General features: G+C 37.0%; 21 protein-coding genes. 8 read left to right on the top strand and 13 right to left on the bottom strand.

Annotation, left to right across the window (positions count from 1 at the left end; all coding sequences use genetic code 11):
- The first annotated feature begins 64 nt into the window (after positions 1 to 64).
- A complete protein-coding gene (locus ACSLUO_RS04775; protein WP_448246659.1) occupies positions 65 to 2,182 on the top strand; it encodes a TonB-dependent receptor plug domain-containing protein in 2,118 nt (705 codons plus the stop codon).
- Between the two features lie 102 nt (positions 2,183 to 2,284).
- Here the strand turns inward: ACSLUO_RS04775 and ACSLUO_RS04770 are convergent, their stop codons facing one another.
- From ACSLUO_RS04770 to nadK, 3 genes are all read right to left on the bottom strand, one after another.
- Entirely contained in the window at positions 2,285 to 3,835 is a 1,551-nt protein-coding gene (locus ACSLUO_RS04770) for a sensor histidine kinase (RefSeq protein ID WP_448246658.1), read from the bottom strand.
- Positions 3,836 to 3,846: 11 nt separating this feature from the next.
- A complete protein-coding gene (locus ACSLUO_RS04765; RefSeq protein WP_448246657.1) occupies positions 3,847 to 4,710 on the bottom strand; it encodes an ABC transporter substrate binding protein in 864 nt (287 codons plus the stop codon).
- Between the two features lie 273 nt (positions 4,711 to 4,983).
- Positions 4,984 to 5,865, bottom strand: a complete 882-nt coding sequence (nadK, locus tag ACSLUO_RS04760; RefSeq protein WP_448246655.1) for an NAD(+) kinase — start codon at positions 5,863 to 5,865, stop codon at positions 4,984 to 4,986.
- Positions 5,866 to 6,022: 157 nt separating this feature from the next.
- Between nadK and grpE the strand changes: the two genes are divergently transcribed.
- Positions 6,023 to 6,658, top strand: coding sequence for a nucleotide exchange factor GrpE (grpE, locus tag ACSLUO_RS04755; RefSeq protein ID WP_448246653.1), 636 nt, complete (start codon positions 6,023 to 6,025; stop codon positions 6,656 to 6,658).
- Between the two features lie 137 nt (positions 6,659 to 6,795).
- The gene (locus ACSLUO_RS04750; RefSeq protein ID WP_448246651.1) at positions 6,796 to 8,211 is read left to right on the top strand and encodes a DNA recombination protein RmuC; all 1,416 of its coding nucleotides are present in this window, start codon (positions 6,796 to 6,798) and stop codon (positions 8,209 to 8,211) included.
- A 311-nt stretch (positions 8,212 to 8,522) separates the two neighbouring features.
- Here ACSLUO_RS04750 and ACSLUO_RS04745 read toward each other — a convergent pair whose 3' ends face one another.
- Both ACSLUO_RS04745 and ACSLUO_RS04740 read right to left on the bottom strand, forming a co-directional pair.
- Positions 8,523 to 9,287, bottom strand: a complete 765-nt coding sequence (locus ACSLUO_RS04745) for a substrate-binding periplasmic protein (protein ID WP_448246870.1) — start codon at positions 9,285 to 9,287, stop codon at positions 8,523 to 8,525.
- Positions 9,288 to 9,388: 101 nt separating this feature from the next.
- Positions 9,389 to 10,480, bottom strand: coding sequence for a GGDEF domain-containing protein (locus ACSLUO_RS04740; protein WP_448246649.1), 1,092 nt, complete (start codon positions 10,478 to 10,480; stop codon positions 9,389 to 9,391).
- A 129-nt stretch (positions 10,481 to 10,609) separates the two neighbouring features.
- On the opposite strand from ACSLUO_RS04740, the gene ACSLUO_RS04735 reads away from it, so the two are divergent.
- Positions 10,610 to 11,800, top strand: a complete 1,191-nt coding sequence (locus tag ACSLUO_RS04735) for a GGDEF domain-containing protein (RefSeq protein WP_448246647.1) — start codon at positions 10,610 to 10,612, stop codon at positions 11,798 to 11,800.
- 42 nt (positions 11,801 to 11,842) lie between these two features.
- Here the strand turns inward: ACSLUO_RS04735 and ACSLUO_RS04730 are convergent, their stop codons facing one another.
- Positions 11,843 to 13,162, bottom strand: a complete 1,320-nt coding sequence (locus ACSLUO_RS04730) for a sodium-dependent transporter (RefSeq protein WP_448246645.1) — start codon at positions 13,160 to 13,162, stop codon at positions 11,843 to 11,845.
- Positions 13,163 to 13,435: 273 nt separating this feature from the next.
- On the opposite strand from ACSLUO_RS04730, the gene ACSLUO_RS04725 reads away from it, so the two are divergent.
- Together ACSLUO_RS04725 and ACSLUO_RS04720 are read left to right on the top strand one after the other, a co-directional pair.
- Entirely contained in the window at positions 13,436 to 14,077 is a 642-nt protein-coding gene (locus ACSLUO_RS04725; protein WP_448246644.1) for an MBL fold metallo-hydrolase, read from the top strand.
- Between the two features lie 26 nt (positions 14,078 to 14,103).
- Positions 14,104 to 14,961, top strand: coding sequence for an ion transporter (locus ACSLUO_RS04720; RefSeq protein WP_448246643.1), 858 nt, complete (start codon positions 14,104 to 14,106; stop codon positions 14,959 to 14,961).
- A 42-nt stretch (positions 14,962 to 15,003) separates the two neighbouring features.
- Here the strand turns inward: ACSLUO_RS04720 and ACSLUO_RS04715 are convergent, their stop codons facing one another.
- On the bottom strand, positions 15,004 to 15,213 hold the full coding sequence (locus ACSLUO_RS04715) for a helix-turn-helix transcriptional regulator (RefSeq protein ID WP_448246641.1): 210 nt from the start codon (positions 15,211 to 15,213) through the stop codon (positions 15,004 to 15,006).
- Positions 15,213 to 15,671 (bottom strand): hypothetical protein, encoded by a 459-nt coding sequence (locus tag ACSLUO_RS04710; protein WP_448246640.1) that lies wholly within the window; start codon positions 15,669 to 15,671, stop codon positions 15,213 to 15,215. Before ACSLUO_RS04710 ends, ACSLUO_RS04715 begins: the two co-directional genes overlap by 1 nt.
- A gap of 230 nt (positions 15,672 to 15,901) precedes the next feature.
- Between ACSLUO_RS04710 and rsuA the strand changes: the two genes are divergently transcribed.
- On the top strand, positions 15,902 to 16,594 hold the full coding sequence (rsuA, locus tag ACSLUO_RS04705; RefSeq protein ID WP_448246638.1) for a 16S rRNA pseudouridine(516) synthase RsuA: 693 nt from the start codon (positions 15,902 to 15,904) through the stop codon (positions 16,592 to 16,594).
- 149 nt (positions 16,595 to 16,743) lie between these two features.
- On the opposite strand, the gene ACSLUO_RS04700 is transcribed toward rsuA, so the two are convergent.
- From ACSLUO_RS04700 to ACSLUO_RS04685, 4 genes are all read right to left on the bottom strand, one after another.
- Positions 16,744 to 17,037 carry a DUF1244 domain-containing protein gene (locus ACSLUO_RS04700; protein WP_448246636.1) on the bottom strand — a complete coding sequence of 98 codons (294 nt, stop codon included), beginning with the start codon at positions 17,035 to 17,037 and terminating at the stop codon, positions 16,744 to 16,746.
- A gap of 17 nt (positions 17,038 to 17,054) precedes the next feature.
- The gene (locus ACSLUO_RS04695) at positions 17,055 to 18,584 is read right to left on the bottom strand and encodes a CsiV family protein (RefSeq protein ID WP_448246634.1); all 1,530 of its coding nucleotides are present in this window, start codon (positions 18,582 to 18,584) and stop codon (positions 17,055 to 17,057) included.
- A gap of 131 nt (positions 18,585 to 18,715) precedes the next feature.
- The gene (mfd, locus tag ACSLUO_RS04690; RefSeq protein WP_448246632.1) at positions 18,716 to 22,216 is read right to left on the bottom strand and encodes a transcription-repair coupling factor; all 3,501 of its coding nucleotides are present in this window, start codon (positions 22,214 to 22,216) and stop codon (positions 18,716 to 18,718) included.
- 64 nt (positions 22,217 to 22,280) lie between these two features.
- The gene (locus tag ACSLUO_RS04685; protein WP_448246630.1) at positions 22,281 to 23,174 is read right to left on the bottom strand and encodes a carbon-nitrogen hydrolase; all 894 of its coding nucleotides are present in this window, start codon (positions 23,172 to 23,174) and stop codon (positions 22,281 to 22,283) included.
- Positions 23,175 to 23,512: 338 nt separating this feature from the next.
- Between ACSLUO_RS04685 and ACSLUO_RS04680 the strand changes: the two genes are divergently transcribed.
- Positions 23,513 to 24,361, top strand: coding sequence for a substrate-binding periplasmic protein (locus tag ACSLUO_RS04680; RefSeq protein ID WP_448246628.1), 849 nt, complete (start codon positions 23,513 to 23,515; stop codon positions 24,359 to 24,361).
- On the opposite strand, the gene ACSLUO_RS04675 is transcribed toward ACSLUO_RS04680, so the two are convergent.
- Positions 24,347 to 25,198, bottom strand: a complete 852-nt coding sequence (locus ACSLUO_RS04675; RefSeq protein WP_448246627.1) for a 23S rRNA (adenine(2030)-N(6))-methyltransferase RlmJ — start codon at positions 25,196 to 25,198, stop codon at positions 24,347 to 24,349. The genes ACSLUO_RS04680 and ACSLUO_RS04675 overlap by 15 nt on opposite strands.
- Positions 25,199 to 25,254: the final 56 nt, after the last annotated feature.

Here is a 25,254-nt window from a genome sequence, read left to right as displayed (position 1 = left end):
TAATAGGCATATGTACTTTTTTATTAATGATTGTGACCAATTTAAGAGAGCAGGAAGAAAAATAATGAAGTTAAAACTGATCTCACTTTCTATTTTTTGTGCTTATTGCTCTTTTGCTCAGGCCGAAAAGTATCAAGACCCTACCTTCGATGCGGTTGATTTTTATGATGACTTTTATGGTAGTGAGGGGATGGTGGAAATAGCAACCGGCGTTAAAACTCAAATTTATAAAGCGCCAGCCGTTGCCTCGGTATTTACCGCAGCACAAATTAAAAATATGGGGGCTACCGACATTGATGATGTCTTAGAAACAGTTCCTGGGCTTCATATTTCCCGTAATGGTAATAACTACAATCCGGTTTATAGCTTTCGTGGTGTTTATAGTACTTATAACGCGCAAGTGTTGATGCTGGTTAACGGTATACCAATCACTAATAATTTTGTTGGTAATCGCAGCCAAAACTGGGGAGGAATGCCAGTTGAAGCAATAGCGAGAATTGAAATTATTCGCGGGCCGGGCTCTGCAATTTATGGTGCAGATGCTTTTTCAGGTGTGATTAATATTGTTACTAAAAATGCTGATGACATAAACAAAAATGAAGTTGCTGTTCGCGCGGGTTCCAACAGTACTTCTGATGCTTGGTTAACTTTTGCTGGTAAGCAAGATGATTTAAAGTATTCGGCTGTAGTTGAATACCATAAAACCAAAGGGGCGAATAATCTAATTGAAGCAGATGGTCAAACCGTGCTAGATAACATTTTTGGCACTAATGTTAGTAAAGCGCCCGGTACTTTAAATTTAGCAACTGAAAATTTAGATTTTAGAGGTGAGGTGAATTATCACGGGTTAACCATACGTACAGGCTACCAGCTTAGAGATAATTTAGAATCAGGTGCGGGGCTGGCAGAAGTATTAGACCCAGGCGCAAAACAAAAAAGTGTTCGCTTTAATTTTGATATCAATTACCAAAAACAGCTAAATGATACGCTGACATTAAATGTACAAAGTGCTTATTTTAATACATCAGCTGAAATTAAAACTAATTATTATATTTACCCTAAAGGTGCAGATTTGGGACACGGCCTTCCTTATACGGGTGGTTTTATTGGCAATCCTGAAGTTTGGGAAAAACATCGACGATTAAATTTAGCTTTAGATTATTCAGGTATTGATAAACACGCCTTTCGTATTGGCGCTGGTTTATATAAAGGGGATTTGTATCGAACCAGAGAAACGAAAAATTTTGGTTTTAATGCTGACGGTAATGTGATTATTCCTGGCGACCCAGTACAAGATGTTTCAGATTCTCCTTATGTGTTTTTAAAAGAAACTGATCGGATAAATCGTTATTTATTTGTACAAGATATTTGGAATATTGCTAATGACTGGGAGTTAACAGCAGGGGTTCGTTATGATGATTATTCAGATTTTGGTTCGACAACAAATCCTCGATTAGCATTAGTTTGGTCGACAAGTTTAAATTTATCAACCAAATTGTTATATGGCCGAGCTTTTCGAGCGCCATCGTTTGCAGAACGAGGCAATATTAATAATCCAACGGCGTTAGGTAATCCGAATATTCAACCAGAAAGTATCGAAACCACTGAGTTGGTTTTTGATTATCATCCAGGGAGTGGCTTTGGTGCGATAGCTAATTTTTATCACTATGAATGGGACGATATTATTCAATTTGTGCCTGATACTGGAGAAACATCATCTACCGCTCAAAATTTCGGTAAACAGGTGGCTTATGGCACTGAATTAGAAGTTAATTGGCAATTAACCGAACAGCTAAAGTTAGCAGCTAATTATGCTTGGTCTAAAGCAACAAACAAAAGCAATGATGTTGATGTCGCTTTTGTACCTGAGCAGCAATGGTATTTACAACTTGACTGGAAAATTAACGAACAGCTAAAACTCAATATTAAAAATCATTTAGTGCAAGATCGTATCCGTAATCAAGGGGATTTACGTTCAAATATTGATGATTATTGGTTAACTGATTTAACTGTACGTTGGACACCATCTAAGCAACCGTTTGAATTGGCTTTGATAGCAAAAAATATTTTTGACCAAGACGTTAGAGAGCCAAGTATAAATAATGGTGCAGTTGTTAATATTCCTAATGATCTACCGCAACCGGGCAGTATGTTTTTAGGCGAGGTTAGGTATCATTTCTAGTAGCCCGTATTGACGTTTTATAACTTATAGTACTTAACCAAAAGATGCAGGTAAGGCTGTTGTGATAGGTTGTTTTAGCATTTTATAACGGCTACCTTACCTTTAAGTTTCTGACTCGTTTAATGTTATTGCAACGGTAAATACTGAGCCTTTGTCTATTTCACTTTCAACACTAATGCGACCATGCATTAATTCAACAAAGCGTTTTGTTATAGCTAAACCTAAGCCTGTGCCACCAAATTTTCGTGCGTCGCTGCTGTCAACTTGCCTGAATTCATCAAAAATGTATTGTTGTTGTGCTTGGGTTAAACCAATGCCTGTATCTTTAATATCAAAACAGAGTTCTTGATTGTGTTGGTAAATTGTTAAGCTTACTTGACCATTTTGGGTAAACTTACAAGCATTACTTAATAGATTAATCAGCACTTGTTCAAGTTTCTCTTTGTCGCTAATAAACTGTGTTATTTGAGAGTTATTAATGATTTCAAATTGGTTGTTATTTTTGAGGGCAAGGGGAGATATTACGTCATTAAGGGTTACTTCTAAGGTTGATAATTTAATGTCGGTTGGGTGTAAATCTAGCTTTCCAGCCTCAATTTTAGCTAAATCAAGTAAGCTATTGATCATGTTTAATAAGCGCTGAGCATTACTGCTAACTTTGTCCATGTCATCAATCAGGGTAAAGTTACCTTCAAGCTCTAATTCTTCTGTGATCAGTTCACTATAACCAATTATAGATTGGATTGGTGTGCGAAGTTCGTGGCTCATATTGGCCATAAATTCTGATTTATGTCTGCTGGCGGTGAGTGCGGTATCACGTGCAAGCACAAGTTCTTTGGTTCTTACTTCAACTTCTTTTTCTAATTGATCGCGGTGGCGGGTAATGCTTTCTTCATGTTTTTCTAATACGTGCATCATACTGTTATATGAGTGAGCCATATTACGTATTTCTTTTGCTCCGGCTAGTTTAGCAAACTTATGCTCACCGGTTTTTTCAGCTTGTTCCATGATCAATTCAAGCGCATTTAACGGTTTAAATAAAGTGACTAAACCAATATGTAAAGCAATACTTAAAAGAATAACAGAGCTAAGACCAACGACAAAAATGATAACAGTGATGTTTTTTTGTGCTCTGCTTAGGTTTTCCTTACTGTATAGCACCTCTGCATAACCAATTATTTCGTCAGCTTGCTCAGAGGGGGAAAATTCAAATTCACTGTCGGTATTTGATACTATTTTTACTGGACTGCTGACCAGCCAATATTGGCTATTGTTATCGGTAACGGTTGTTTCAGTATGTTGACGATTTTTTACTGGTAGGCTTAAAGCTGTTTTACTTTTTTCAAGAAATACGGCGCTGCTGTCAGCAATGAGCTGTGCATTGATCACCGACTGAAACCCCATAACTTGCGCTATCGCGGTTTCTGCATTTTCTGGTGTGCCAGATAAAATTGGAAATACGGTTTGCTGTGCTAACCCTTCGGTAATTTGAATGGCATTTTTTAGCATCAAATCACGTGATTGTTGATTAACAACATAGCTGGTAACAATACTTAGTAAGGTCACCATGACAAATACCCCTAATACCATAATGGCAATAGTTTGGCTTTTAATACTTAAATTAGCAGAAAATTTAGGGCGCGAAATTTTCACAAGTAACGAAATTAATTAGGAAAAGTTAAGGCAAAAGTTGAACGAGTGCTAGCATTGTAGGCAAAACCTAAATGCGCGGCCGTTCTTAAATTCACAGCAAGCTTTATATCATGCATAGGTGTTACCATGGACTGTGATTTTTTGTTGACTTTGCCGACCATTTTCGCCAATTGATGTCCTAATTGTTCATTGTCTGGTACAGCAGAAAATAATGCGCCACGTTTGGCATGGGTAGGTTTACTTGAAAATACCACCATTTTATTTTCCCACGCTTTTTCAAGGATCACAGGGACTATTACTTTGTCATCAGCGGTTACCGGATCTAAAGGTAACCAAATAGCTTGATCTTCTAATTTGTTATCAGCAAATAGCTCATCATACTTTTGTACGGCTTCTTTAATGTTGTTTACTTCTATCGGTTGTAGTTTAAAGCCTTGGCTTTGTGCTTCAAGCTTAGCTTTATCAATAAGCCAAGAAGAATTTTTACTATATAAAACAGTAATGGTTTTAACTTTGGGAGCAAGCTCTTTTAAGGTATGAAAAAGCACTTGTGGCGAGGCCATTAAACTTACCCCTGAAATTCCATTGGGTTTAATCGGTAGGGCACCAACGACCACAGGCGTAGTTTTGTATATTTGTTTAGCGATTAACCAACCACGTTTCCCTAAAGCAATGACTTTATCTGTGGTAATGCTTTTTATCACCTCATCATTATCAAATTTTACCGGCAGTTTTAATTCAACAACCTCACCAGTATATTCAGAAGTAATGCCTGATTTTATTTGGTTAAAAATTATATCGTATGGGGCGTTTACTTCAGGGTAAATAATGGTGAGCTTTTCAGCTGATAATTGGCAACTAAAAAAGGTGAACAAGCTATATAAACTGATATTAAACGTTGTCTGTCGGTGCTTTTTTGGCGCGCGAAAAAAGTTAATAACAGCGTTTAATCTGAAAAGCTTAATAATATAAAGAGTTTTAGTTGATAAACTTTTTATTCGGTTTAACAATATTAATTCCCTAATATTTGTTCGAAAATTTATGCATTTGGGCTAGTCAGTTTAACGATACTGATATATTGAGCCATTGATTAATAACATAAAATTTATTATTGCTTGCTGCCGAGTAATTATCAAGCTTTTAAGTGATTAATACAGACGATTACCCCAGCTTAATTTATTACGCAATACTTTGAAATAACTGTGATCGGTTGGATGCACTAATTGAATGGTATTTGGGCTTTTTTTAATGATCACTTCGTCACCGGGCATGACCGATAATATAACATGGCCATCGCAGCTTACTTGCAGGTTTTCATGATTATTATTGGCGAGTACCAATTTTATTTCACTATCACCATCAACAACAATTGGTCGGCTTGTTAAAGTATGCGGAAACATTGGCACAAGTGAAAGGGCATTTAAATTGGGCGTTAATATTGGTCCGCCTGCTGACATTGAATAAGCCGTAGAACCCGTTGGTGTTGAAATGATCAAACCGTCTGAGCGTTGGCTAAACATAAAAGCGTTGTCTATATACACTTCAAATTCGATCATGTTAGCCACCGTACCAGCATGTAATACCGCTTCATTAACAGCAGAATTTGAACTGGTTAATTTACCATGACGGAACACTTGCGCTTCTATGATGAAACGTTGTTCGGTACGAGATTCACCTTTTAAAATTGCTGCTAAGGGTTCAATTAAATCATCGGGCGATAAATCCGTTAAAAAGCCGAGATTGCCGCGGTTAACACCAATTACATCAACATCGTAACGCGCTAACACTCTAGCTGCACCTAACATGTAGCCATCACCACCAACAACTATCGCTAAATTGGCCTGTTCACCAATTTCAGTGATCTTATTAACTGCTGCGTCAGGAATATCGACCGAAGCAGCAACGGAATTTTCGATCAGCACATGATAGCCTTCATTTGTTAAATACTCGTGAAGTGTTTCTATGGTTGCTGTGGCGCCATTGTGATCGGGCTTACCAATTAAGCCAATGGTTGAATAAAGCTTTGTCATTTACGGTACTATTTGTTCTCGTTAAGATTTTTGAAAGTTTCGCTGGTATCTGCACTATTGTAAAGCATACTTTTTATAAATGTTTTACAATTGTGACTTGAAACGAAAAATCTAAGCCCCATAATTAGCAACAATACGTTTCCTTTGGAGTTTTTTCATGACAACTGAGTCAACACAGAATAAAGATGAACAGGGCTTAACGCCTGAAGAAATTGCCGCTCAAGAGATTATTGATGGTGCAGAAGAGCAAGTTGAAACTCAATTTGATTTTGCTGCTGATACCATTAGCCCTGAGCAAGAAAAAATTAATGAATTAGAATTATCATTAGCTGCCGCACAAGCGACGGTTGCTGATCAAAAAGATTCAGTTATTCGCGCAAAAGCTGAAGTTGACAATGTTCGTCGACGTGCAGCACAAGACGTTGAAAAAGCGCGTAAATTTGCTTTAGAAAAGTTTGCTGGTGAATTATTACCTGTAGTTGATAATTTAGAACGCGCCATTGATGCTTTTACCGCAGAAGAGAAAGAAGCGGGTAAACATGAAGGTGTTGAGTTAACTTTACAAAGCTTTTTAGCGTCATTAAAGAAATTTGATATTGAAGCCATTGATCCACAAGATCAACCATTTAATCCTGAATTACATCAAGCAATGTCAATGCAGGAAGTTGAAGGTGTTGAGCCTAATACCGTGATTGCCGTAATGCAAAAAGGTTATGCATTAAATGGTCGTTTAATTCGTCCAGCGATGGTGATGGTTTCTAAAGCTGCACCAAGTGTAGATACTTCAGCTTAAGCATTTAACGCTTTATTGCGTTTACTGTTAATGAAAGCCAAGCAATTATTGCTTGGCTTTTTTTATGACAAAAGAGTTAACCTAAGAATATAAATGTGTTTTAATGAACTGGTTATTTATACAGTTTAGAGAGCCAAATGAATATAAGCACATGGATATCGTCGTTAACACCTGATTTATCGCCCGAGCAATTTCTCTTTCTTATTTTTTCATCTTTGGTGTTTTTTTTCTGTGCAGCTATTGGCGCTTTTTTCGTGCAACAAAAAAAAGTTAAGCAGTTAATGGAACAGGTTATTTTATTGCAAAATCAAAGTGTAGAACAACGTGATGTAAGCCAAGAGCTGCGTTTTGTTTTAAATAGCGCGATGCAAGAAAATCAATCCATTAAACCTTATATTGAACAACAGTTAGCCGATGTAAAAATGAAACTGTTAAGGCAAGCGGTTGATTATCAAGAAAAACAACATTACAGCCAACAAACACAGCAGCAACAATTATTAAAAACCTTACACGAACACCAGCAGCAATTTAATCAAAATCAACATAAAGCGGTTGATCAGCTGATAGAACATTTGTCATTAGCGACAAAATCTAACCGTGAAGAGCTCGCTAAATCATTAGAGGCCACCACTAAACAACTATCGCAAGGCATGGAAAGCTTAACTGAATCAACAGATAAACGCTTAAAAGAAATTAGTCTTGAAGTTGAAAAGCGTTTAGCCGAAGGCTTTGATAAAACCACTAAAACCTTTAACGATATTTTAAAGCGCTTAGCGCTTATTGATGACGCGCAAAAGAAAATAACAGAGCTTTCTAGCAATGTAGTAAGTTTACAAGAAGTACTGGCGGATAAACGCTCTAGAGGCGCTTTTGGTGAAGTACAACTAAATTCATTAATTAGAAACGTTTTACCAGAAGCACATTTTTCATTACAACATACCTTATCTAACGGCAAAATTGCCGACTGTGTGATTTTTTTACCTGCGCCTACCGGTAATGTTGTCATCGATGCTAAGTTTCCTTTAGAAAGTTATCGGTTAATGGCTAACAATGAAGCAGAGCAGAGTGTGCGTAACGCCGCTGAACGTCAATTTAAGCAAGATATTAAAAAGCATATCAATGATATAAGTAATAAATACCTCATTGAACGTGAAACCTCTGATGGCGCAATTATGTTTATTCCTGCTGAAGCGGTATTTGCTGAAATTCATGCTCATCATGCGGATCTGGTTGAGTATGCTAATAAACAGCGAGTTTGGCTTTGTTCGCCAACCACATTAATGGCGATATTAACCACGGCTCGCTCGGTGTTAAAAGATGAAGCAACACGTCAGCAAGTACATTTAATCCAAGAGCACTTATCGCATCTAGCAAATGACTTTAGTCGTTTTAGAACTCGTTTTGATAACTTAGCAAGGCATATAGACCAAGCAGCAACTGATGTAAGACAAATTCATACGTCAGCTGACAAGATCAGTTCACGTTTTGAGAAAATAGAAAAAGTTGATTTAGCCGATGAACCAAAAACGGAAGAATTCTTAGAAAAGGTTTAGAGCGTGTTGAACTTTTCTGTATGTTTTTGCAACAGTCTGTATGGGGTTTATACAAGGTAGAGCGATTGAGGTGTAGTTGTTCTACATAAATGAGCGATAACGTAGTAGAAAGGCCATACAGATGTTGCCCTTCGGGTTCGTTCTGAGCGCTTCCAGCACTGTGTTTCTTATTTTTTATATATTCCTGAAAGGATGCAGGTTAGTAGAGCAACGCAGGAGCAGTTGTCGAGAATAATTATATTACCTTGCTCGCGTCTTGTTCTGAAAGCGCTCTGTTAGAACAAAAATTATACCAGAAAGATCAACACGCTCTAGTGATAAACGCCATACTTAGCGTTGATCGCTTGACGCTCGGCTGCAATACTATCAAAAGCTTGTTGGTATTGGCTAATTATGCTGTCTGGTGTGCTTTTATGAAAAGCATAATAATTACCGACTTTGTTGACTGAATAAATAATTTTAAAGTTTTCGAACGATAAGTCATGCTCATCAATTAAGCTTTGAATGGACGAACGCGAAATAATCATTAAGTCAAGTCGGCCATTTTCTAACATTAAAATCGCTTGGCTTAATTGGGTTATTCTAGCGATGTTTTTTTCAGGAAAATTTTGCTCTAATAAGGTAACTTCCGAAATATCATTTTTAATTGCGGCAACAGTGTATTTAAACGCTTGCTGAATGTTGTTGATACTTTCTTTAAAATCATCTCTCGCTAATAAAACATGCTCTGCATGATAAAGCGGCCCAACCCATTTAAACAGTGCTTCTCTTTCTGGTGTTCGTGCCATGGTAAATAACATGCTATTGGGGTTATTTATTGTATTTCGGTAACCTCGGGCCCACGGAACAAGGTGAATTTTTTGTTCGGCAATCTGCATTTTTTGCCACATGAGTTTTAATGTTTCAACCGATAAACCAACCAGCTGATTATTCTCAAGATAATTTGACGGAGGGTAAACCTCGGTATAGTACGTGATGTTTTCTGCCGTTATCTCATGAGCATTTGTTACACAAGCAAAACAGAGCACTAACATGCGAATAAGTTTAAGCAAAACGGGTGTTTTGGCAATTAGCATCACTGTACTTTCCTTACATTAACGCAAGCGCGTTTAGCTGCTCTATTAATTATTGATTTATTTGTAAGTATAGATAATGAATTGAAATTATTTGTATATATCTAGGCGAATAATTGCACGCGATTTCTACCTAGCTCTTTAGCACGATATAGGGCTTTGTCGGCATTAATAAGAATAGATTTTAGGTCTTTAGCACTGTCTGATAGGGCAGCAATACCAAAACTAGCCGTACAATTGAATTTTTTATGCTCGTTTTCAACGTCAATTTGGCATTTTTCAACTTCAATTCTAATGCGCTCAGTAATATTGTTTGCTTCTTTTATTGTCGTTTCAGGCATACCAATGACAAATTCTTCTCCACCAATACGAGCAAATAAATCATGTTGTCGGATCGATGCTTTGATTGTATCAGTTATTCGAACCAAACATTCATCGCCAGCATGATGACCATATTTATCATTGATTTGTTTAAAGTAATCTAAATCGAGTAATACTAAGGTAAATGGGCGATTTAAACTATTTGCTAGCGAGAGTTGGTTATTACCTTGTTCGAAAAAATGATGACGGTTAGCTATTTTAGTTAAGGCATCCGTTTTAGCTTGTTGATAGAGCTTTAACTCGTTTCGTTCAATTTGATTAACAAATAACACAAGTACAAAAATAACTTCCACCATGTTGATAAAAACCACCGATTGATAAATTAAATGATTCATTTCGGGAGATAGTTCGATCAACGGATTGGTATTAACGGTATTTTCACAATAAAAAAACAATAAGGTGGCGATAATACTTAAGGTGATTTTTTCATACTTTTCTTTTAATTCAAAAAGTAAGAATACGCCGGTTGGCACTAAGAAAAAATACAAATGAAAGCCGGTTTCTTTGGTGACATAGATGTTAGTACAAACCACTAAATGCACCATCAATAAAATAAAAAACCACGTTTTAGCTAAGCGATGCAATTCAAGGTAGTTAACAAATAAAACGCTTAGGTAAGCAAAGGTAAAAAGGGCATTAATGCCCGCAACCATGGGTTGATTAAGAATAAATAAATAATTAAGCGTATAAAGTGCAGAAGCAACAAACGAAAACAAACTAATAATATTAGTTAGTTTTGTTTTATAAGCATTATTAGGCATTTGGTGTTTAGTGCCTAAATTTAATCCTAAATTTAAGATAGACTTCAGCGACATGATTGCTCTATTTAAAAGTGGTCTTTACAAAACGATTATGCTCCAATAATACCCCAGTTATTGTGCAAATAGCCAATTAGAAAATTAATTTTTTGCGTTTTTAATTATAAACCTAATGGAATAAGCCCTTTGAATCATTTTTTTACTGGCACTAAAACCAACTTAAGTAGTTGTTTGCTATTTACTTTTGTTTTTTTTAGCGCTTATTATAGCCAAGCATTTTGGCTGCCGTTACAAGCATTTTTTACCCACTCATTTTATTTACTTACTGCTATTTTAGTGGTTTTTGCGGCGCAGTTTAGTCAAAGCCGATTTTCTATTTTAGCGTTATTATTGTTAGTACTGTTGTTATCTAATCAGCTGTCATCTCCTTTATTGAGTGCTTGGCAAGCTAATGGTGAGTGGCAAATATTAGCAAGCGTTACCATGTTTGCTTATTTGGCTTGGTGTAAAGACCGTGGTTTATGTTCAATTCACTTTTTCTTTCGGTTAATTAGTTTAGCTGCTTGTGTTTTGCTTGCATTTGCTTATTTAATGCTGATTAACACGTTAATAAACCAATATGAGCAAGTTAGTTGGCTAATTCAATATCAACAATGGTTGAATATTTATGCGCCTATGAGCATTGCTTTCGTTGCTATGTTAATTCCTTGCTTACAGAAAAAGCATTTATTTCAACCTGCACTGTTAGTCACCGCAGTACTGACAGTGTTGTTTTATTTTGACGCTTTATGGTTATCATGGTCAGCGACGTTAGTGTTGTTGCTACTTTATTTTTTACTCAGTGTCATTATCAGTTCTTATTTTTTAGCTTATCGCGATGAATTAACCGGATTACCTTCGCGCCGAGCTTTGTATCAAACATCTTTATCATTAGGCCGAAAATATAGTGTGGCTATGATGGATATCGATCATTTTAAAAAATTTAATGACACTTATGGCCATGATATTGGCGATCAAGTATTAAAGTTGGTTGCCTCTCAATTAGCAAAAGTAAAAAGTGGTGGCCGAGTGTTTCGCTACGGTGGTGAAGAATTTACTGTTATTTTTCCTCGTAAGCAGGCAGAGCAAACCCTACAAGAATTAGAAACATTAAGGCAAGCTATTGCCGATTATCAAATGGTGATCCGGCAGCCGGTTCGGGTTGGTAAAGATGGTCGAAAAATGAAAAAGTCGGCTAATACTAAAAGTGTTTCAGTGACTATTTCAATTGGTGTTGCCACCCGTTTACCGAAACAAAACTTTGAGCAAGTGATGAAAGCGGCAGATAAAAAACTTTATCAAGCTAAGAAAAATGGCCGCAATAATGTCACCAGTTAAGTGTTGTTACTATTATTTGCTATAGGCCGAGATTAGAGCGGCTTAACTAAAGGCAAGGTTAATAAAAACAATGGTTAATAAAACAGGGCAAACACTGCCTAAATAATAACCTAAATAGGTTAAATGTTTTGATTGGCCTTTTAATTTATTGCCTTTTTTCCATAACCAGCCAACAACAATAAAATAAAATAAGCAGCTTAATGGTTGAATAATTGTCGTTAGTATTTGAATAACCAAGCCAAATAACACATCAAAAAAAGCTACTAAGGTCATGCTTGCGGTTAAAACCAAAGCAGAAACACACCAAGTGGCTTTGTTACGTGACAAGCCTTTATCTTCAACAAGGTAAGCGACTGGTACTTCGGTTGACGAAATAGTTGAGGTTAATGCCGCAATAGATAATAAACTAAAAAAGATAACCGCCAGCCAAGCGCCAACTTCTCCCATAGAGTTAAATAGTGTTGGTAATACCTGAAAAATTAATTGGCCTTCACCAATTAATTTACCTTCTACAAAAACGTCTTGCCCAGCATGTTGAGCAACATACAATGCTGGAATAATTAATAAACCGGCTAAAATAGCAATCAAGGTATCAAGTGTCGCAATCGACAAAACTAACTTGCCAATGTTTTTACCTTTGGGCATGTAAGAGCCATAAATCATCATGCCACCGACGCCTAAAGAAAGAGAAAAAAAGGCTTGCCCCATAGCTGAAATAATTAATTTAGGCTCAAGTACTTGGTTAAAATCAGGGATCAAATAATGCTGTAAACCGGCGATAGCTCCAGGTTGCTGCAAGATGTATGTTATTAATGAAATTAATAACATAAGTAATAATGGCATTAAGCGAGTTGACCATTTTTCAATCCCTTTGTTTACACCTTGGTGAATAATAAGTGCGCCTAATAAAATAAAAATAGGGGTAAAAATAAGGTTTCTCAGCAAGCTATCTTGACTAAACCAAGTCGCTAAAATTTCAAATCCTAAGATCTTCGCTAAGGGAGACAATGCGTTGGCCAACATCCAGCCTGCAACAATGGTATAAAAGCTGAGCATGGTTAACGCGCCAATTAAACCAAATTTTCCTGCTGCTCTACCAAGTTTTCTACTGGTTTCTTGGCAGGCATCTCCTAAAGCGGAAACGGGATTTTTTTGATTTTGATTACCGAGATAAATTTCGGCATATAGCGCGGGTAAAGCTAATAAAACCGTAACAATTAAATAAACAAATACAAAAGCGCCACCACCATTATTCGCGGCATTGGTTGGAAAGCCCCAAATATTGCCTAAGCCGATGGCTGAGCCGGCAGCTGCCAGAACAAAACCAATACGGGTATTAAAGGTTGCTCTACTGTTGTTCATTGATTATTGGTTACCTAAGTATTTTATAGAGGGAAAGAAAAATTCGTATTTTTAATATGTTAAATGTACTTTAAAACAGCTTAAAAAGCCGCGTTTAATTTTTATTTCATCACTTTAGAATGTATTATCCACCCCAATATATAAGTCTAGTTTTTAGTGTAGTGAAATTCGCCAAACCCGTTCAGGTTATCCAACCATTAAAATGAGCAGATCAGGTGTTTTATATGCTAGCAATAATTCCTAATTAATAGTCCTTTAAGAGAATAGTTAATCATGATGCAATTTCACATTGTACCGGTAACGCGCTTTCAACAAAATTGCACCATTTTTTGGTGTGATGAAACCATGGAAGCCGCCATAGTGGATCCTGGTGGCGATATTGAATTAATTAAACATGCCATTGAAGAATTAGGGGTCAAACTGGTTAAAGTGTTAATCACCCATGCCCATATTGATCACGCTGGTGCAACTAAAGCAATAGCTGGAGAGTTTAAGGTGCCAATTGAAGGCCCACATCAAGAAGATCAATTTTGGATTGAACTGATGGCTGAGCAAAAAGATATGTTTGGCTTTGACTTTGGTGAAAAATTTATCTCAGACCGCTGGTTAACACAAGGTGACAAAGTACAGTTTGGCAATATTGAGCTTGAAGTGCTGTTTTGCCCAGGTCACACCCCTGGTCATATCATCTTTTTTGAGCCGAATAGTAAGCTTGCTCAAGTAGGTGATGTGTTATTTAAAGGAGGTATTGGTAGAACAGATTTCCCTCGTGGTGACTATGCCACGTTGATTGATTCAATTAAAAATAATTTATTTTTATTAGGAGATGATGTCCGTTTTATTCCCGGACATGGCCCAATGAGTACCTTGGGTGAAGAAAAACGTAATAACCCCCATGTTAGTGAAAGCTGCTAAAGCTAGTTAAGGTAGAGAAAAGTCTCATGAGTTCGTTTGTAGAAAATGCACAACAATACTTAAAAAAAATTGATACCAGCAATTTTTTTCAATGGCTGGTGATCGCCGTTATTATTATTTCGGCATTATTAGTAGGGGCAAAAACCCATAACTTACCGCCAACAGCAATTACCATTCTTGGTTATTTAGACCTAGGCGTAACGATATTTTTTGTTTTTGAATTAACTATTCGGTTTTTAGCTTTTAAAGACAAAAAGAAGTTCTTCAAAAATGGCTGGAATATTTTTGATACCGTGATTGTTATCGGTAGCTTAGTACCTGATGGTGGTTCTGGCGTATTGTTAGCCAGACTATTACGTGTTTTTCGTGTTTTGCGTTTGGTGTCTATGGTGCCGGAGTTACGCTTATTAATTAATGCCTTGTTAACTGCTATTCCACGCATGGGCTATATTGCCTTATTAATGTTTGTGATTTTTTACATTTATGCGGCAGTTGGCAGCATTTTATTCGGGCAAATTAATAAAGAGCTTTGGGGTGATGTTTCGATCTCAATGTTAACCTTGTTTAGGGTATCAACGTTTGAAGATTGGACTGATGTAATGTATGAAACCATGGCGGTTTATCCGATCAGTTGGATATATTATTTAACCTTTATTTTCTTAACCGCCTTTATCTTTTTAAACATGATGGTGGGTACTATTTTAGAAGTGATGAGCGACGAACACGAAAATTATCGCGCTCAATTACACGGTGAAACGAAAGAGGGCGGAGAGCCTGCCAGCCGAGCACAAATTGAAAAACTAGAAACTGAACTGGCAGAAATAAAAGCGTTATTATTGAGTAATCAAACCCCCAACACAAATAGAGTGTTAGAAAAAGAATAATCCCCCAAAGCACCGCTGGCTAAAAAGCGTTAGCCAGCGGTGTTATTCTTGATATTGGAAAACATCATTTAATGAAAGTTCAAACACATCGGCTATTTTAAAAGCTACTTCTAACGATGGTGAATATTTACCTTTTTCTATCGCAACAATGGTTTGACGTGATACCCCGACCATTTCTGCTAAGCTTTGCTGCGTCATTTCGTTATGATTAAAACGTAATACTCTAATATTATTATGGATGGTTTTAGCCATTAACAACCTCGGCGATAATAAAATAGCTGATAACTATAACGGCTAACTTCAGCTAATAATAAGCTCATTATAATACAATGCATCATGTTATAACCCATTGATAATGAATTAAAATTTATACCGCCAGAAACATACTCGCCAAGCTGTACTTGCATTACAGTAAAAATAACCCCCAGTACTAAGATCAAATAGGCGCTTTGGCTACTTTTCATTTCAATTAACTTATCTCTTTCGTCATCATCATTATTCGCTTCTTTAGCATGTATTATCGCCATAATGATATGGCCAACAACCGCGAGCGTAATAATGAAGGTTGTTGTTCTCATTAATAATGCTTTGAAGCTTTCTTCATTGAGCAGGTTATTATCGGCTAAATTGATTAAGCCTGAATAATAAGCGTAAATAAGGTATAAGGTGATCAGCAGCGATAAAACAATGCTTTTTTCTTTGTATGACATAATATTCTCCATGTAAAAAATATTTAACATTGTGTCTGTTTTTTAGTACTTTAGTTTTTAACATTACTTATGTCAAATATATTTTACATTAAGTATATTAAAGTAGACTTTATTGCTTTTCTTCATTGTAAATACTTGGCTTAAGTTGTTGAGCTTTTTCATGATGATTGCTAAAGCAAACGATCAACGAGATAATAGCAACATCATTTAAATAACCTTGAATTGAATTAATGCGTTTAGATAAATTTATCTGTAAAAGCACTGAAATGTCGCGAAATGAAGCGAAAAAAGCATTAAGGTATGGCCAAATAAAAGTAGATGGTGCCGTTGTTAAAAGTGCAACTTTTAGTGTAGAAGAAACCCATCAAGTAACGTATGACGGTGAAATACTTAATATCTTGGGTGATCGTTATATTATGCTGCATAAACCGGAAGAAATGATCTGCTCAAATGTCGATGAAATTCATCCTTCCATTTTGCACTTAATTGATATACCTCGGGCATTTGAGTTAAATATTGCCGGTCGTTTAGATGCCGACACGACCGGCTTAGTATTATTGTCTGATGATGGTCAGTGGGCACATAAAATTACCTCGCCTAAAAAGCAATGTGAAAAAGTGTATCGTGTGGTTTTATTAGATGATATTACCGATGAGATGACGCAAGAACTTGAACAAGGCGTACAGTTAAATAATGAAGCAGATTTAACCAAACCAGCAAAAGTACATGTTATTACCCCAAGACAAGTGGAATTAACTATTTTTGAAGGTAAATACCATCAAGTTAAACGCATGTTCGCCGCTGTTGGTAACAAGGTTTTAGAATTACATCGCTTGAAAATTGCCGATATTACTTTAGATGATGAATTAGCCGAAGGGCAATGGCGTTATTTAACGGAGCAAGAAATTGCTAGTATTAAGTGAGGTTGATTATAAGCTATAAGCGGTAAGCCATAAGCTTTAAGCGGTAAGCGGTAAGCGGCAAGTGGGAAGCTTGAAGCTTGAGACTTGCAGCTTAGGACTTGAAGCTTGGGACTTGCAGCTTGCAGCTTGAGGCTTCAAGCATCCAGCACTTAGCTTTTTTTCGGATTTAATTCGTTAAATTTTGCCATTTGTTCTTCGGTCGCTGGTAATTGGTGTTTTTCTTTCCATTCACTGTATGGCATACCGTATACCGCTTCTCTTGCGGTTTCTATATCTACCTTAACACCTAGTTTTTCAGCTTCCGCAACGGTCCATTTTGAAAAACAGTTGCGGCAAAAGCCTGCTAAGTTCATTAGCTCGATATTTTGTACATCTTTTCGGTTATCAAGGTGAGCTAATAAACGGCGAAATACAGCGGCTTGAATTTCAATTTCTTTATCCATGTTTTTATCTCTATGTGTTAGTTGTCAGTATCTTTATTTAATGATGCTGGGTCAGGGCGATGATGACGTCTAATTTGTACTATCATGCCAATGTAGGGGTGATCAAAATAATGAATTTCTTTACTGATCACTCGCTTGTTTTGGGAAAATCGAATGCTTTTAATTGGCACAGGCTCACCCTTTGCTAAGCTTTTACTGGCTTGCTCAGCTAATGACATATCGGCAATATTTAAATCAGCGGTAATATACAAATAATGATTTAAATGGACATTAAACAAACCGTCAATCGTCCAATCTTGTGAGGGTTTGATTGGTGCTTTGAGTGCTAAATCTTGGCTGTTTTTTACCTGCGAGTTTGCTTTAATAGCATCAAGCTCAGCTAACAAAGCCGTTTTATCTGTTGGTATTTGTTTAAGGTTGGTAATTATCTCTTTCAGCTTATTTTGTTTATGTAATTGCTTAGCTAAAGTATCACTGCTTTCGTTACTTAATATATCGCTGTTATTTTGTGCCGATATATTCATTAATAACGTTTGTAATTGTTGTTCTTGTGCCTGAGCTTGAGCAAGCTCCGTTTCATATTGTGCTAATTGTTTTTGGTAATGAGCCGCTAAGTTTTCGCCAGCAAATAAACGCATTGGAATAGAACGTTTTTTATTGATCGCAGGCTCAGATTGTCGCCAACCGATATGTAATAAAGGCTTAAAATCACGGCTTAATGCAAGCTGTTTGACAATGTCGTGCAATTCTAACGAGTCACTACTGATCAAATAAGGATCTGAGCTTAAAGGGGTTTCTACCGCATTAATGGTTTTTGGCACTTGTTCTATTTCAAAGGCGTTAGCATCAAATTCAGGATCAGCGGCTGTTAATACTTGTATGTCGTTGTTTGATAAACGGCAAAGTTTTTTAGACGGTACTATTGGTGAAAATTGATAATTAGGCTCAGCAAACGCTTGCTCGGCAGCCGCCAGTATTGCTTGTTGCTCAAACGTTAATGCGGCTATGTCGTGGTTTTCGCTCAAGCTATTTTCTTCATTGGTTAATTCAGTAAGGGCAGAATTGTTGATTTCGGTTGTTGTCGTTGCTTGCGTTACCTGTTGCTCAACTACTTCTTGTTGTTCAGGTATTTGGTAATAAGTCGAGCTTAACTCAGGATGCTCTAACAGCATTTCGGCTTGTAAATCTTCAGCTGTTTTAGTTGGGAAAATAGTCGGTAAGCTAAGCTGTTTGAAAACGCTGGCTGACGGGAAATTATCGAAAGATAATACCTGTTTGGGTTGTTGCTGTTGAGTTTCGCAAATAGGTAGGTGCTTTTTTATCATGCGAATATCAGGAGTTAAGAACTCTGATAATAAATCACGCACCCGACGATATTTGGGCATTGGTGGTGTGTCACTAAAGTTTTCTTTTAACTGACTTTTATCACCTAACTGACTAAATAAAATCACTTCCATTTCAAACCAGCGTTTTTCATTGGCTTGTGCTGAGCTAATAACGGATAACGCTACTGCTGATAAAATGGCTAAATAGGCATTTGATTTCATTTAATATCCATTTTGTTGCTTTGGCTGAATAACATTAAAAATTACCGGTTAATGTTGTTATTTCATGGTTGTTGATGATAACAAAGTTAACCAGGGTTTCACGGATTTTTTATAATTACCTAGGTAAAAATTTAATCACTGGCTTTACTTAATTCATTTAAAATTGAAGTGAGTAACGTAAACCTTTTTTGTGCGTCATCACTGGCTTTTACAAATTTAAGTTTATTTGCACCATCCATTTTGTAAACGGTTGGCTGTTTTTGAATAAGGCCAATAATATACACTGGGTTGACTGTGGTATTGTCACTAAATTCTATGGAGCCACCATTGTTGCTGGCATCAATGCGTGAAATACCAATTTTTTGCGCTTTTAATTTTAATTTCGCAATATGAATTAGGTTCTTAGTGGCTTGCGGTAATAAACCAAAACGGTCAATCAATTCAACTTGAATATCATCTAATTCCATTTTTGTTTTACAGCTGGCAATACGTTTGTACAAACTTAACCTTAAGCTTACGTCAAAAATATAATCTTCAGGTAATAGTGCTGGTACGCGCAATTCGATTTCGGTTTGTTTAGCGTTTAATTGCTCTAAGCTTGGTTCTTTGCCTGCTTTGATTGCTTCAACGGCTTGATCTAACATTTCCATGTACAAACTAAAACCAATTTGGCTCATTTGACCACTTTGTCCTTCGCCTAATAGCTCTCCGGCACCACGAATTTCTAAATCATGAGTTGCTAGCATAAAACCAGCGCCTAAGTTCTCTAGGTTAGCAATGGCTTCTAAACGTTTTTTCGCGTCTTTAGTTAAGCGTTTTTCATGTGGTGTTAATAAGTAGGCATACGCTTGATGATGTGAACGACCAACACGACCTCGTAATTGATGTAGCTGTGCTAAGCCTAAGTTATCTGCTCTGTCCATAATAATAGTGTTAGCACTAGGAACATCAATACCGTTTTCAATAATCGTGGTACACACTAAAACATTAAAACGTTGGTGATAAAAATCACTCATAATGCGTTCTAAGTCACGCTCGCGCATTTGACCGTGCGCGGTCACAACTTTTGCTTCAGGCACTAATTCGCTGATATCGTGAGCGGTTTTTTCAATAGTTTCAACATTGTTATGAAGAAAATAAACTTGGCCACCACGTAATATTTCACGCAAAATGGCTTCGCGGGTTAAGGCGTCATCTTTTTGCCTAACAAACGTTTTTATTGCTAAACGTTTTGCTGGTGGTGTCGCGATAATTGATAAGTCACGCATACCGCCCATGGCCATGTTAAGCGTTCGTGGAATTGGGGTAGCGGTTAAGGTTAAAATGTCGACATTGCTGCGAATTTTTTTAATTTTATCTTTTTGTTTTACGCCAAATCTGTGTTCTTCATCAACAATCAATAACCCTAAATCGTGATACACGATATCGCTTTGCAGTAGTTTATGGGTGCCGATCAAAATATCGACTTTGCCATTTTTAATATTTGCGATAATTTCTTTTTGCTCTTTAGCGGTTTTAAAGCGTGATAACACTTCAATGTTCACTGGCCAGTTGGCAAAACGATCACGAAAGTTTTCATAATGCTGTTGGGCTAACAGTGTGGTTGGTATGAGTAAGGCCACTTGTTTACCATCGTTAACAGCAGTAAAGGCTGCGCGCATGGCGACTTCTGTTTTACCAAAACCAACATCACCACACACTAAGCGATCCATTGGCTTATTGGTTTTCATGTCGTTCAGTACGGCTTTAATGGCAACTTCTTGATCTATGGTTTCTTCAAAGCCAAAACTGTCGGCAAAGCTTTGATATTCTTCTTGGTTAATTTTAAAACCATAACCTTTATGGCTAGCACGTTTGGCGTAAACATCTAATAACTCGGCAGCTACGTCTTTTACTTTTTCTGCGGCTTTGCGTTTAGCTTTACTCCACGTGTCATTACCTAATTTATGCAGTGGCGCGTTATCATCTTCAGCCCCTGAATATCGGCTGATCAGATGTAGTGAGGCGACAGGTACGTAGAGTTTGGCTTCATTGGCATAATGTAAAACTAAAAATTCGGTGGTCATGCCGCCGTTTTCTAATGTTTGTAAGCCCATGTAACGGCCAATACCGTGGTCTAAATGGACCACAGGTTGACCAATAGAAAGTTCAGCTAAGTTTTTGAAAATAGCATCACTTTCGTTGTCTTGCTGTTTACCTCGGCGGCGACTTTGTCTAACTCTGTCACCTAATAATTCGGTTTCGGTGATAACAGCGAGTGATTTTTTACCAAGTTCGAAAACAAAGCCCTGACTCAGTGGGTTCACTAAAATCGCAGGTGGGGTGCCTTTTTTTATCGGCAGCTCAACAAAAGCATCAAAACTGGCTACTTCTACAGGTGATATTTTATTGCGTTGTAATAACTCTAATAAACTTTCACGGCGGCCTTGGCTTTCGGCAACATATAAAACCGCATTAGGTGCATTATCACTATGTAAATATTGATTTAATAAGCTAAAAGGTTCTTTTAATTGATGATTTACCGTAAGCTCTGGCAGTTTCGAGACAGCAAAATTAATATGGCTACTTTTATCACTGTCAGTAGCTAACGATTGAATGTTAATACGGTTAAACGGTTTGAGCGCGCTGTAGAGTTGCTCGCTATTTAAAAAAACATGATGGGGTGCTAATAAAGGGCGAACCGGATTATAACGGCGATCTTCATAGCGGTATTCAATATCATGCCAAGTTTGTGCAACGGCGTGATCGATATCGCCGGTGATCATAACTTGGGTTTGAGGTGATAAATAATCGAACAAGGTATTGGTTTGTTCAAAAAATAACGGTAAATAATATTCAATACCGGCGGGCATAATCCCATTGCTTACTTGGTGATAAATTGATTCTTTATCAATTGAGCTTTTAAATTGTTCACGGTATTGGCTGCGGAATAAATTGATACCATCTTCGTCTATGGGAAATTCATGCGCCGGCAATAGTGCTATTTTGTTAACTTTGTCGAGCGAGCGCTGGCTTTCGGGATCAAAAATTCGAATTTCGTCAATTTCATCATCAAAAAAATCTAAACGAAATGGCACTTCACTGCCCATTGGATATAAATCTAAAATAGCGCCACGAGCTGAAAATTCGCCATGTTCCATGACTTGATCAACATTTCGATAGCCGTTAGCTTCTAAGCTTTGGCGTAATTGATGAAGATCTTTTTTATCCCCTTTTTTCACCATTAAGCTGTTTGCTTCTAAATACGATTTTGGTGATAACTTATGTAATAGAGTGGAAATAGGCACAATAACAATACCATTGTCCATTCGAGACAGTTGATACAAGGTTGATAAACGCTGTGAAATAATGTCTTGATGTGGCGAAAAGGTATCGTAGGGTAAAGTTTCCCAGTCAGGAAACAAACATACCGGTAATTCATTAGGGCTAAAGTGAGACAGTTCTTGTTCTAGCTTTAACGCAGAAGGGGTGTCATGAGTAATTAATAATATTGGCCCGTTTGCTGTTCTTGCTGCTTGATAAATAGCAATGGTGGCACTGCTACCGGGTAAATTCGCCCATACTTTTTTATCGGCGTTTTTCATCCCTGTTTTGGCTAACGTCGGGGAAATAATACTGGCAATTTTACTCATGAAACTTCTTTTAAGGCGTTATTTTATTTTAATAATTAAGTGAGATAGCTAATGTTAACTCACGTTAATCACGATAAAGTTTGGTTAAATCTTGATAGTATTCAATACGGCGATCTCTAAAAAATGGCCAAATGCGGCGAACACTTTCACTGCGCTTAAGATCAACATCTGCCATTAAAATTGCTTCTTGTTGATCATTGGCTTGCGCTAATATTTCACCTTGCGGACCAGTAATAAAACTATTGCCCCAAAAGTGTATACCCGCTTTGTTATCATCTTCATGGGCATGAGGATCCGCTTCAAAACCAACTCGATTACAACTTAATACCGGTAAACCATTGGCTACCGCATGGCCACGCTGACTGATTTTCCATGCATCTAGTTGTCGTTGCTGTTCATCGTCTTTATCATTTAAGTCCCAACCAATGGCGGTTGGATAAATTAATAATTCAGCCCCGGCCATTGCCATCAAACGAGCGGCTTCAGGGAACCATTGATCCCAACAAACTAACACGCCTAATTTACCAACTGAGGTTTGAATTGGGTTAAAACCTAAGTCGCCAGGGGTAAAATAAAACTTCTCATAAAATCCAGGATCGTCAGGAATATGCATTTTTCGATATTTACCAGCAATGCTGCCGTCAGACTCTAATACCACCGCGGTATTGTGATAAAGCCCTGCGGCTCTTTTTTCAAATAACGAGGCAACAATCACAACATTTAAGCGTTTGGCTAATTCACCTAAGGCATCGGTTGATGGCCCAGGGATTGTTTCGGCTAAATCAAATTGTGCAGTTTCTTCTTGCTGACAAAAGTAGAGAGAGTTGTGTAATTCTTGCAACACAATTAATTTTGCGCCTTGCTCGGCAGCTTGTTTAATTGCGGCGGCAATTTGAAATTTATTGTCGGCAATATTGTCTGAATTTTGCTGTTGAATTAAAGCAACGGATAACGTCATGAGCTGTATGTAACGATAAAGAGTTATAGATGCTTTATCTTAACATGAGTTAAATAAAGGAATTAATATTTTAAGCGCTCTTTTTGTCAATTAATGCTATTTTTATAACAGATAATTTAATTCACCTTGGAGTGTTAGGAATTAGAGGTAAGATGCCGTTATTTTCTTACAACATTATCATGTTAAGGTTGTAGCCTTATTAACAGCGCGTTTTTCATTTAAACACCCCCTTGTTATTAGATGAAACACCAATTGAAAGAAAAGAGTTGAAGCTTACTTTGTCGCCATAACAAGTGAAGTTAATAGTAATTTTTATTTTAAATAAATTAAGAAGTTAAATGTTTAAATATATTTATGGGTTAATTTTTACTGTTGTTTATCATTATTCGAGCATGGTTTATGCGCAAGATATTGTTTATGCGGCAGGTGAGAGTGATGACTATTATCCTAAATTACTTAGCCAAGCTTTGTCGTATTTTCCTGAAAAAAATTATCAAGTTAAACGCTATGGTTTATCTTTACCTAAACAACGTTCTTTTGATTTATTAGCAAAAGGTAAAGGTGTTGATGTGATGAATGGTTCGTCAACATTAACTCGAGAAAATAAATACCAAGCGATTTATTTTCCGATTTTACGTGGCTTGAAAGGGTGGCGGTTGGCTTTGATTAATCAAAATACCCCAGAGCTTTTTGCCAATGTCAAAACCGAGCAACAATTTAAAACAAAAATTCCGGTGCAGTTTCATTCATGGACGGCGACCAAAATATTTGAAAATAACGATATTAAAGTTGCGAAAGCAGCCACCTTTAAAGGTTTATTTCAAATGTTAGATAAAAACCGCATCGACTATTTACCTCGTTCAATTTTAGAGATCAAACATGATTTAACGATTTATCCAAAATTAAATTTGATGATCGATCCTTACATTTTAATTAAATATCCAAGTGCTTATTATTTTTATGTTAATAAAGACAATCATGAATTAGCGAATGACATAAAACAGGGCTTAGAAAAATCTTTAGCAGATGGTAGTTTTGAACGATTATTTAATGAGGCATTTGGTGATGAAATAGCCTCATTTAATTTGAAAAAACGGCAGGTGTTTTATTTAAATAACCCTTATTTGTCAGCCACTGTACCTTTACATCGTACAGAACTGTGGGCTGATCATTTATTCCGCAATTAATTGTAAAACGTTGGTTTGGCTATTGTTATCACCTAAATATTGTTTCATATACGCTAATACTTCGGTTAATTGATTGGCCAGTTGCCATGGTGGGTTAACAATAAATAATCCAGTTCCGGTCATACCATACTCATCAGTGTCAGCTTGCTGGCAATACTCAACTTGTAGCACATTTCGTAAGTTACTTTGCATAAACTGTTTCGCCATTTGATTGACAAAATCGCGTTTAACGACCGGGTACCATAAAATATAACAGCCAGTGGCGAACTTTTTATAACCGTCAATAATCGTTTGCACCGCTTTTTGGTAATCTTCTTTTAGTTCATAAGGTGGATCTATTAACACAATACCACGGCGGGTAGGTGGTGGTAATTGTCCTAGTGTGCCTTTGTAACCATCTTGCTGTGATACCCGTGCTTTATTCCAACGCTGACAAAACTCAGTTAATAATTGATGATCAGCTGGGTGAAGTTCAAATAAATGTGCGGCATCTTGGCGGCGCATTAATTGTTTAGCAATTCCGGGTGAGCCAGGGTAAATATCTAAGCTATTTTTCTCTTGGTTATCATCATTTAATTGTTTGATGATATCGATATAGTCAACTAAGGCATCAGGTACATCGTGATTGTTAATTAACTTGGCAATGCCTTGTTTAAATTCACCGGTTTTTTGTGCGTAGTCGTCGGATAAACGATACATGCCAGCACCTGAGTGGCTATCAATGTAACTAAAACCTTTTTGTTTTTGGGTAAAATAATCAAGCACTAAGGTGAGTGTTGAATGTTTTAATACATCCGCAAAATTGCCGGCGTGAAAAGCATGGCGATAACTAAGCACAAAAAATCCTTAAAAATAGAGGGCTGAGCGTTATTTACGCTCAGCTGTTGGTTGTT

This window comes from Thalassotalea agariperforans (genome assembly GCF_053470345.1).
The sequence above is the reverse complement of the archived record's forward strand: the minus strand, read 5'-3'. Positions and strand labels throughout refer to the sequence as shown.

What these genes read in the sequence shown, in the direction of transcription:
- ACSLUO_RS04720 (WP_448246643.1), top strand. Translation starts at nt 14,104, where the DNA reads ATGAGTTCGTTTGTAGAAAATGCACAACAATACTTAAAAAAAATTGAT.
- ACSLUO_RS04715 (WP_448246641.1), bottom strand. Translation starts at nt 15,213, where the DNA reads ATGGCTAAAACCATCCATAATAATATTAGAGTATTACGTTTTAATCAT.
- ACSLUO_RS04740 (WP_448246649.1), bottom strand. Translation starts at nt 10,480, where the DNA reads ATGTCGCTGAAGTCTATCTTAAATTTAGGATTAAATTTAGGCACTAAA.
- ACSLUO_RS04750 (WP_448246651.1), top strand. Translation starts at nt 6,796, where the DNA reads ATGAATATAAGCACATGGATATCGTCGTTAACACCTGATTTATCGCCC.
- grpE (WP_448246653.1), top strand. Translation starts at nt 6,023, where the DNA reads ATGACAACTGAGTCAACACAGAATAAAGATGAACAGGGCTTAACGCCT.
- ACSLUO_RS04775 (WP_448246659.1), top strand. Translation starts at nt 65, where the DNA reads ATGAAGTTAAAACTGATCTCACTTTCTATTTTTTGTGCTTATTGCTCT.
- mfd (WP_448246632.1), bottom strand. Translation starts at nt 22,216, where the DNA reads ATGAGTAAAATTGCCAGTATTATTTCCCCGACGTTAGCCAAAACAGGG.
- nadK (WP_448246655.1), bottom strand. Translation starts at nt 5,865, where the DNA reads ATGACAAAGCTTTATTCAACCATTGGCTTAATTGGTAAGCCCGATCAC.
- rsuA (WP_448246638.1), top strand. Translation starts at nt 15,902, where the DNA reads ATGCGTTTAGATAAATTTATCTGTAAAAGCACTGAAATGTCGCGAAAT.
- ACSLUO_RS04725 (WP_448246644.1), top strand. Translation starts at nt 13,436, where the DNA reads ATGATGCAATTTCACATTGTACCGGTAACGCGCTTTCAACAAAATTGC.
- ACSLUO_RS04680 (WP_448246628.1), top strand. Translation starts at nt 23,513, where the DNA reads ATGTTTAAATATATTTATGGGTTAATTTTTACTGTTGTTTATCATTAT.
- ACSLUO_RS04730 (WP_448246645.1), bottom strand. Translation starts at nt 13,162, where the DNA reads ATGAACAACAGTAGAGCAACCTTTAATACCCGTATTGGTTTTGTTCTG.
- ACSLUO_RS04745 (WP_448246870.1), bottom strand. Translation starts at nt 9,287, where the DNA reads ATGCTAATTGCCAAAACACCCGTTTTGCTTAAACTTATTCGCATGTTA.
- ACSLUO_RS04685 (WP_448246630.1), bottom strand. Translation starts at nt 23,174, where the DNA reads ATGACGTTATCCGTTGCTTTAATTCAACAGCAAAATTCAGACAATATT.
- ACSLUO_RS04695 (WP_448246634.1), bottom strand. Translation starts at nt 18,584, where the DNA reads ATGAAATCAAATGCCTATTTAGCCATTTTATCAGCAGTAGCGTTATCC.
- ACSLUO_RS04710 (WP_448246640.1), bottom strand. Translation starts at nt 15,671, where the DNA reads ATGTCATACAAAGAAAAAAGCATTGTTTTATCGCTGCTGATCACCTTA.
- ACSLUO_RS04700 (WP_448246636.1), bottom strand. Translation starts at nt 17,037, where the DNA reads ATGGATAAAGAAATTGAAATTCAAGCCGCTGTATTTCGCCGTTTATTA.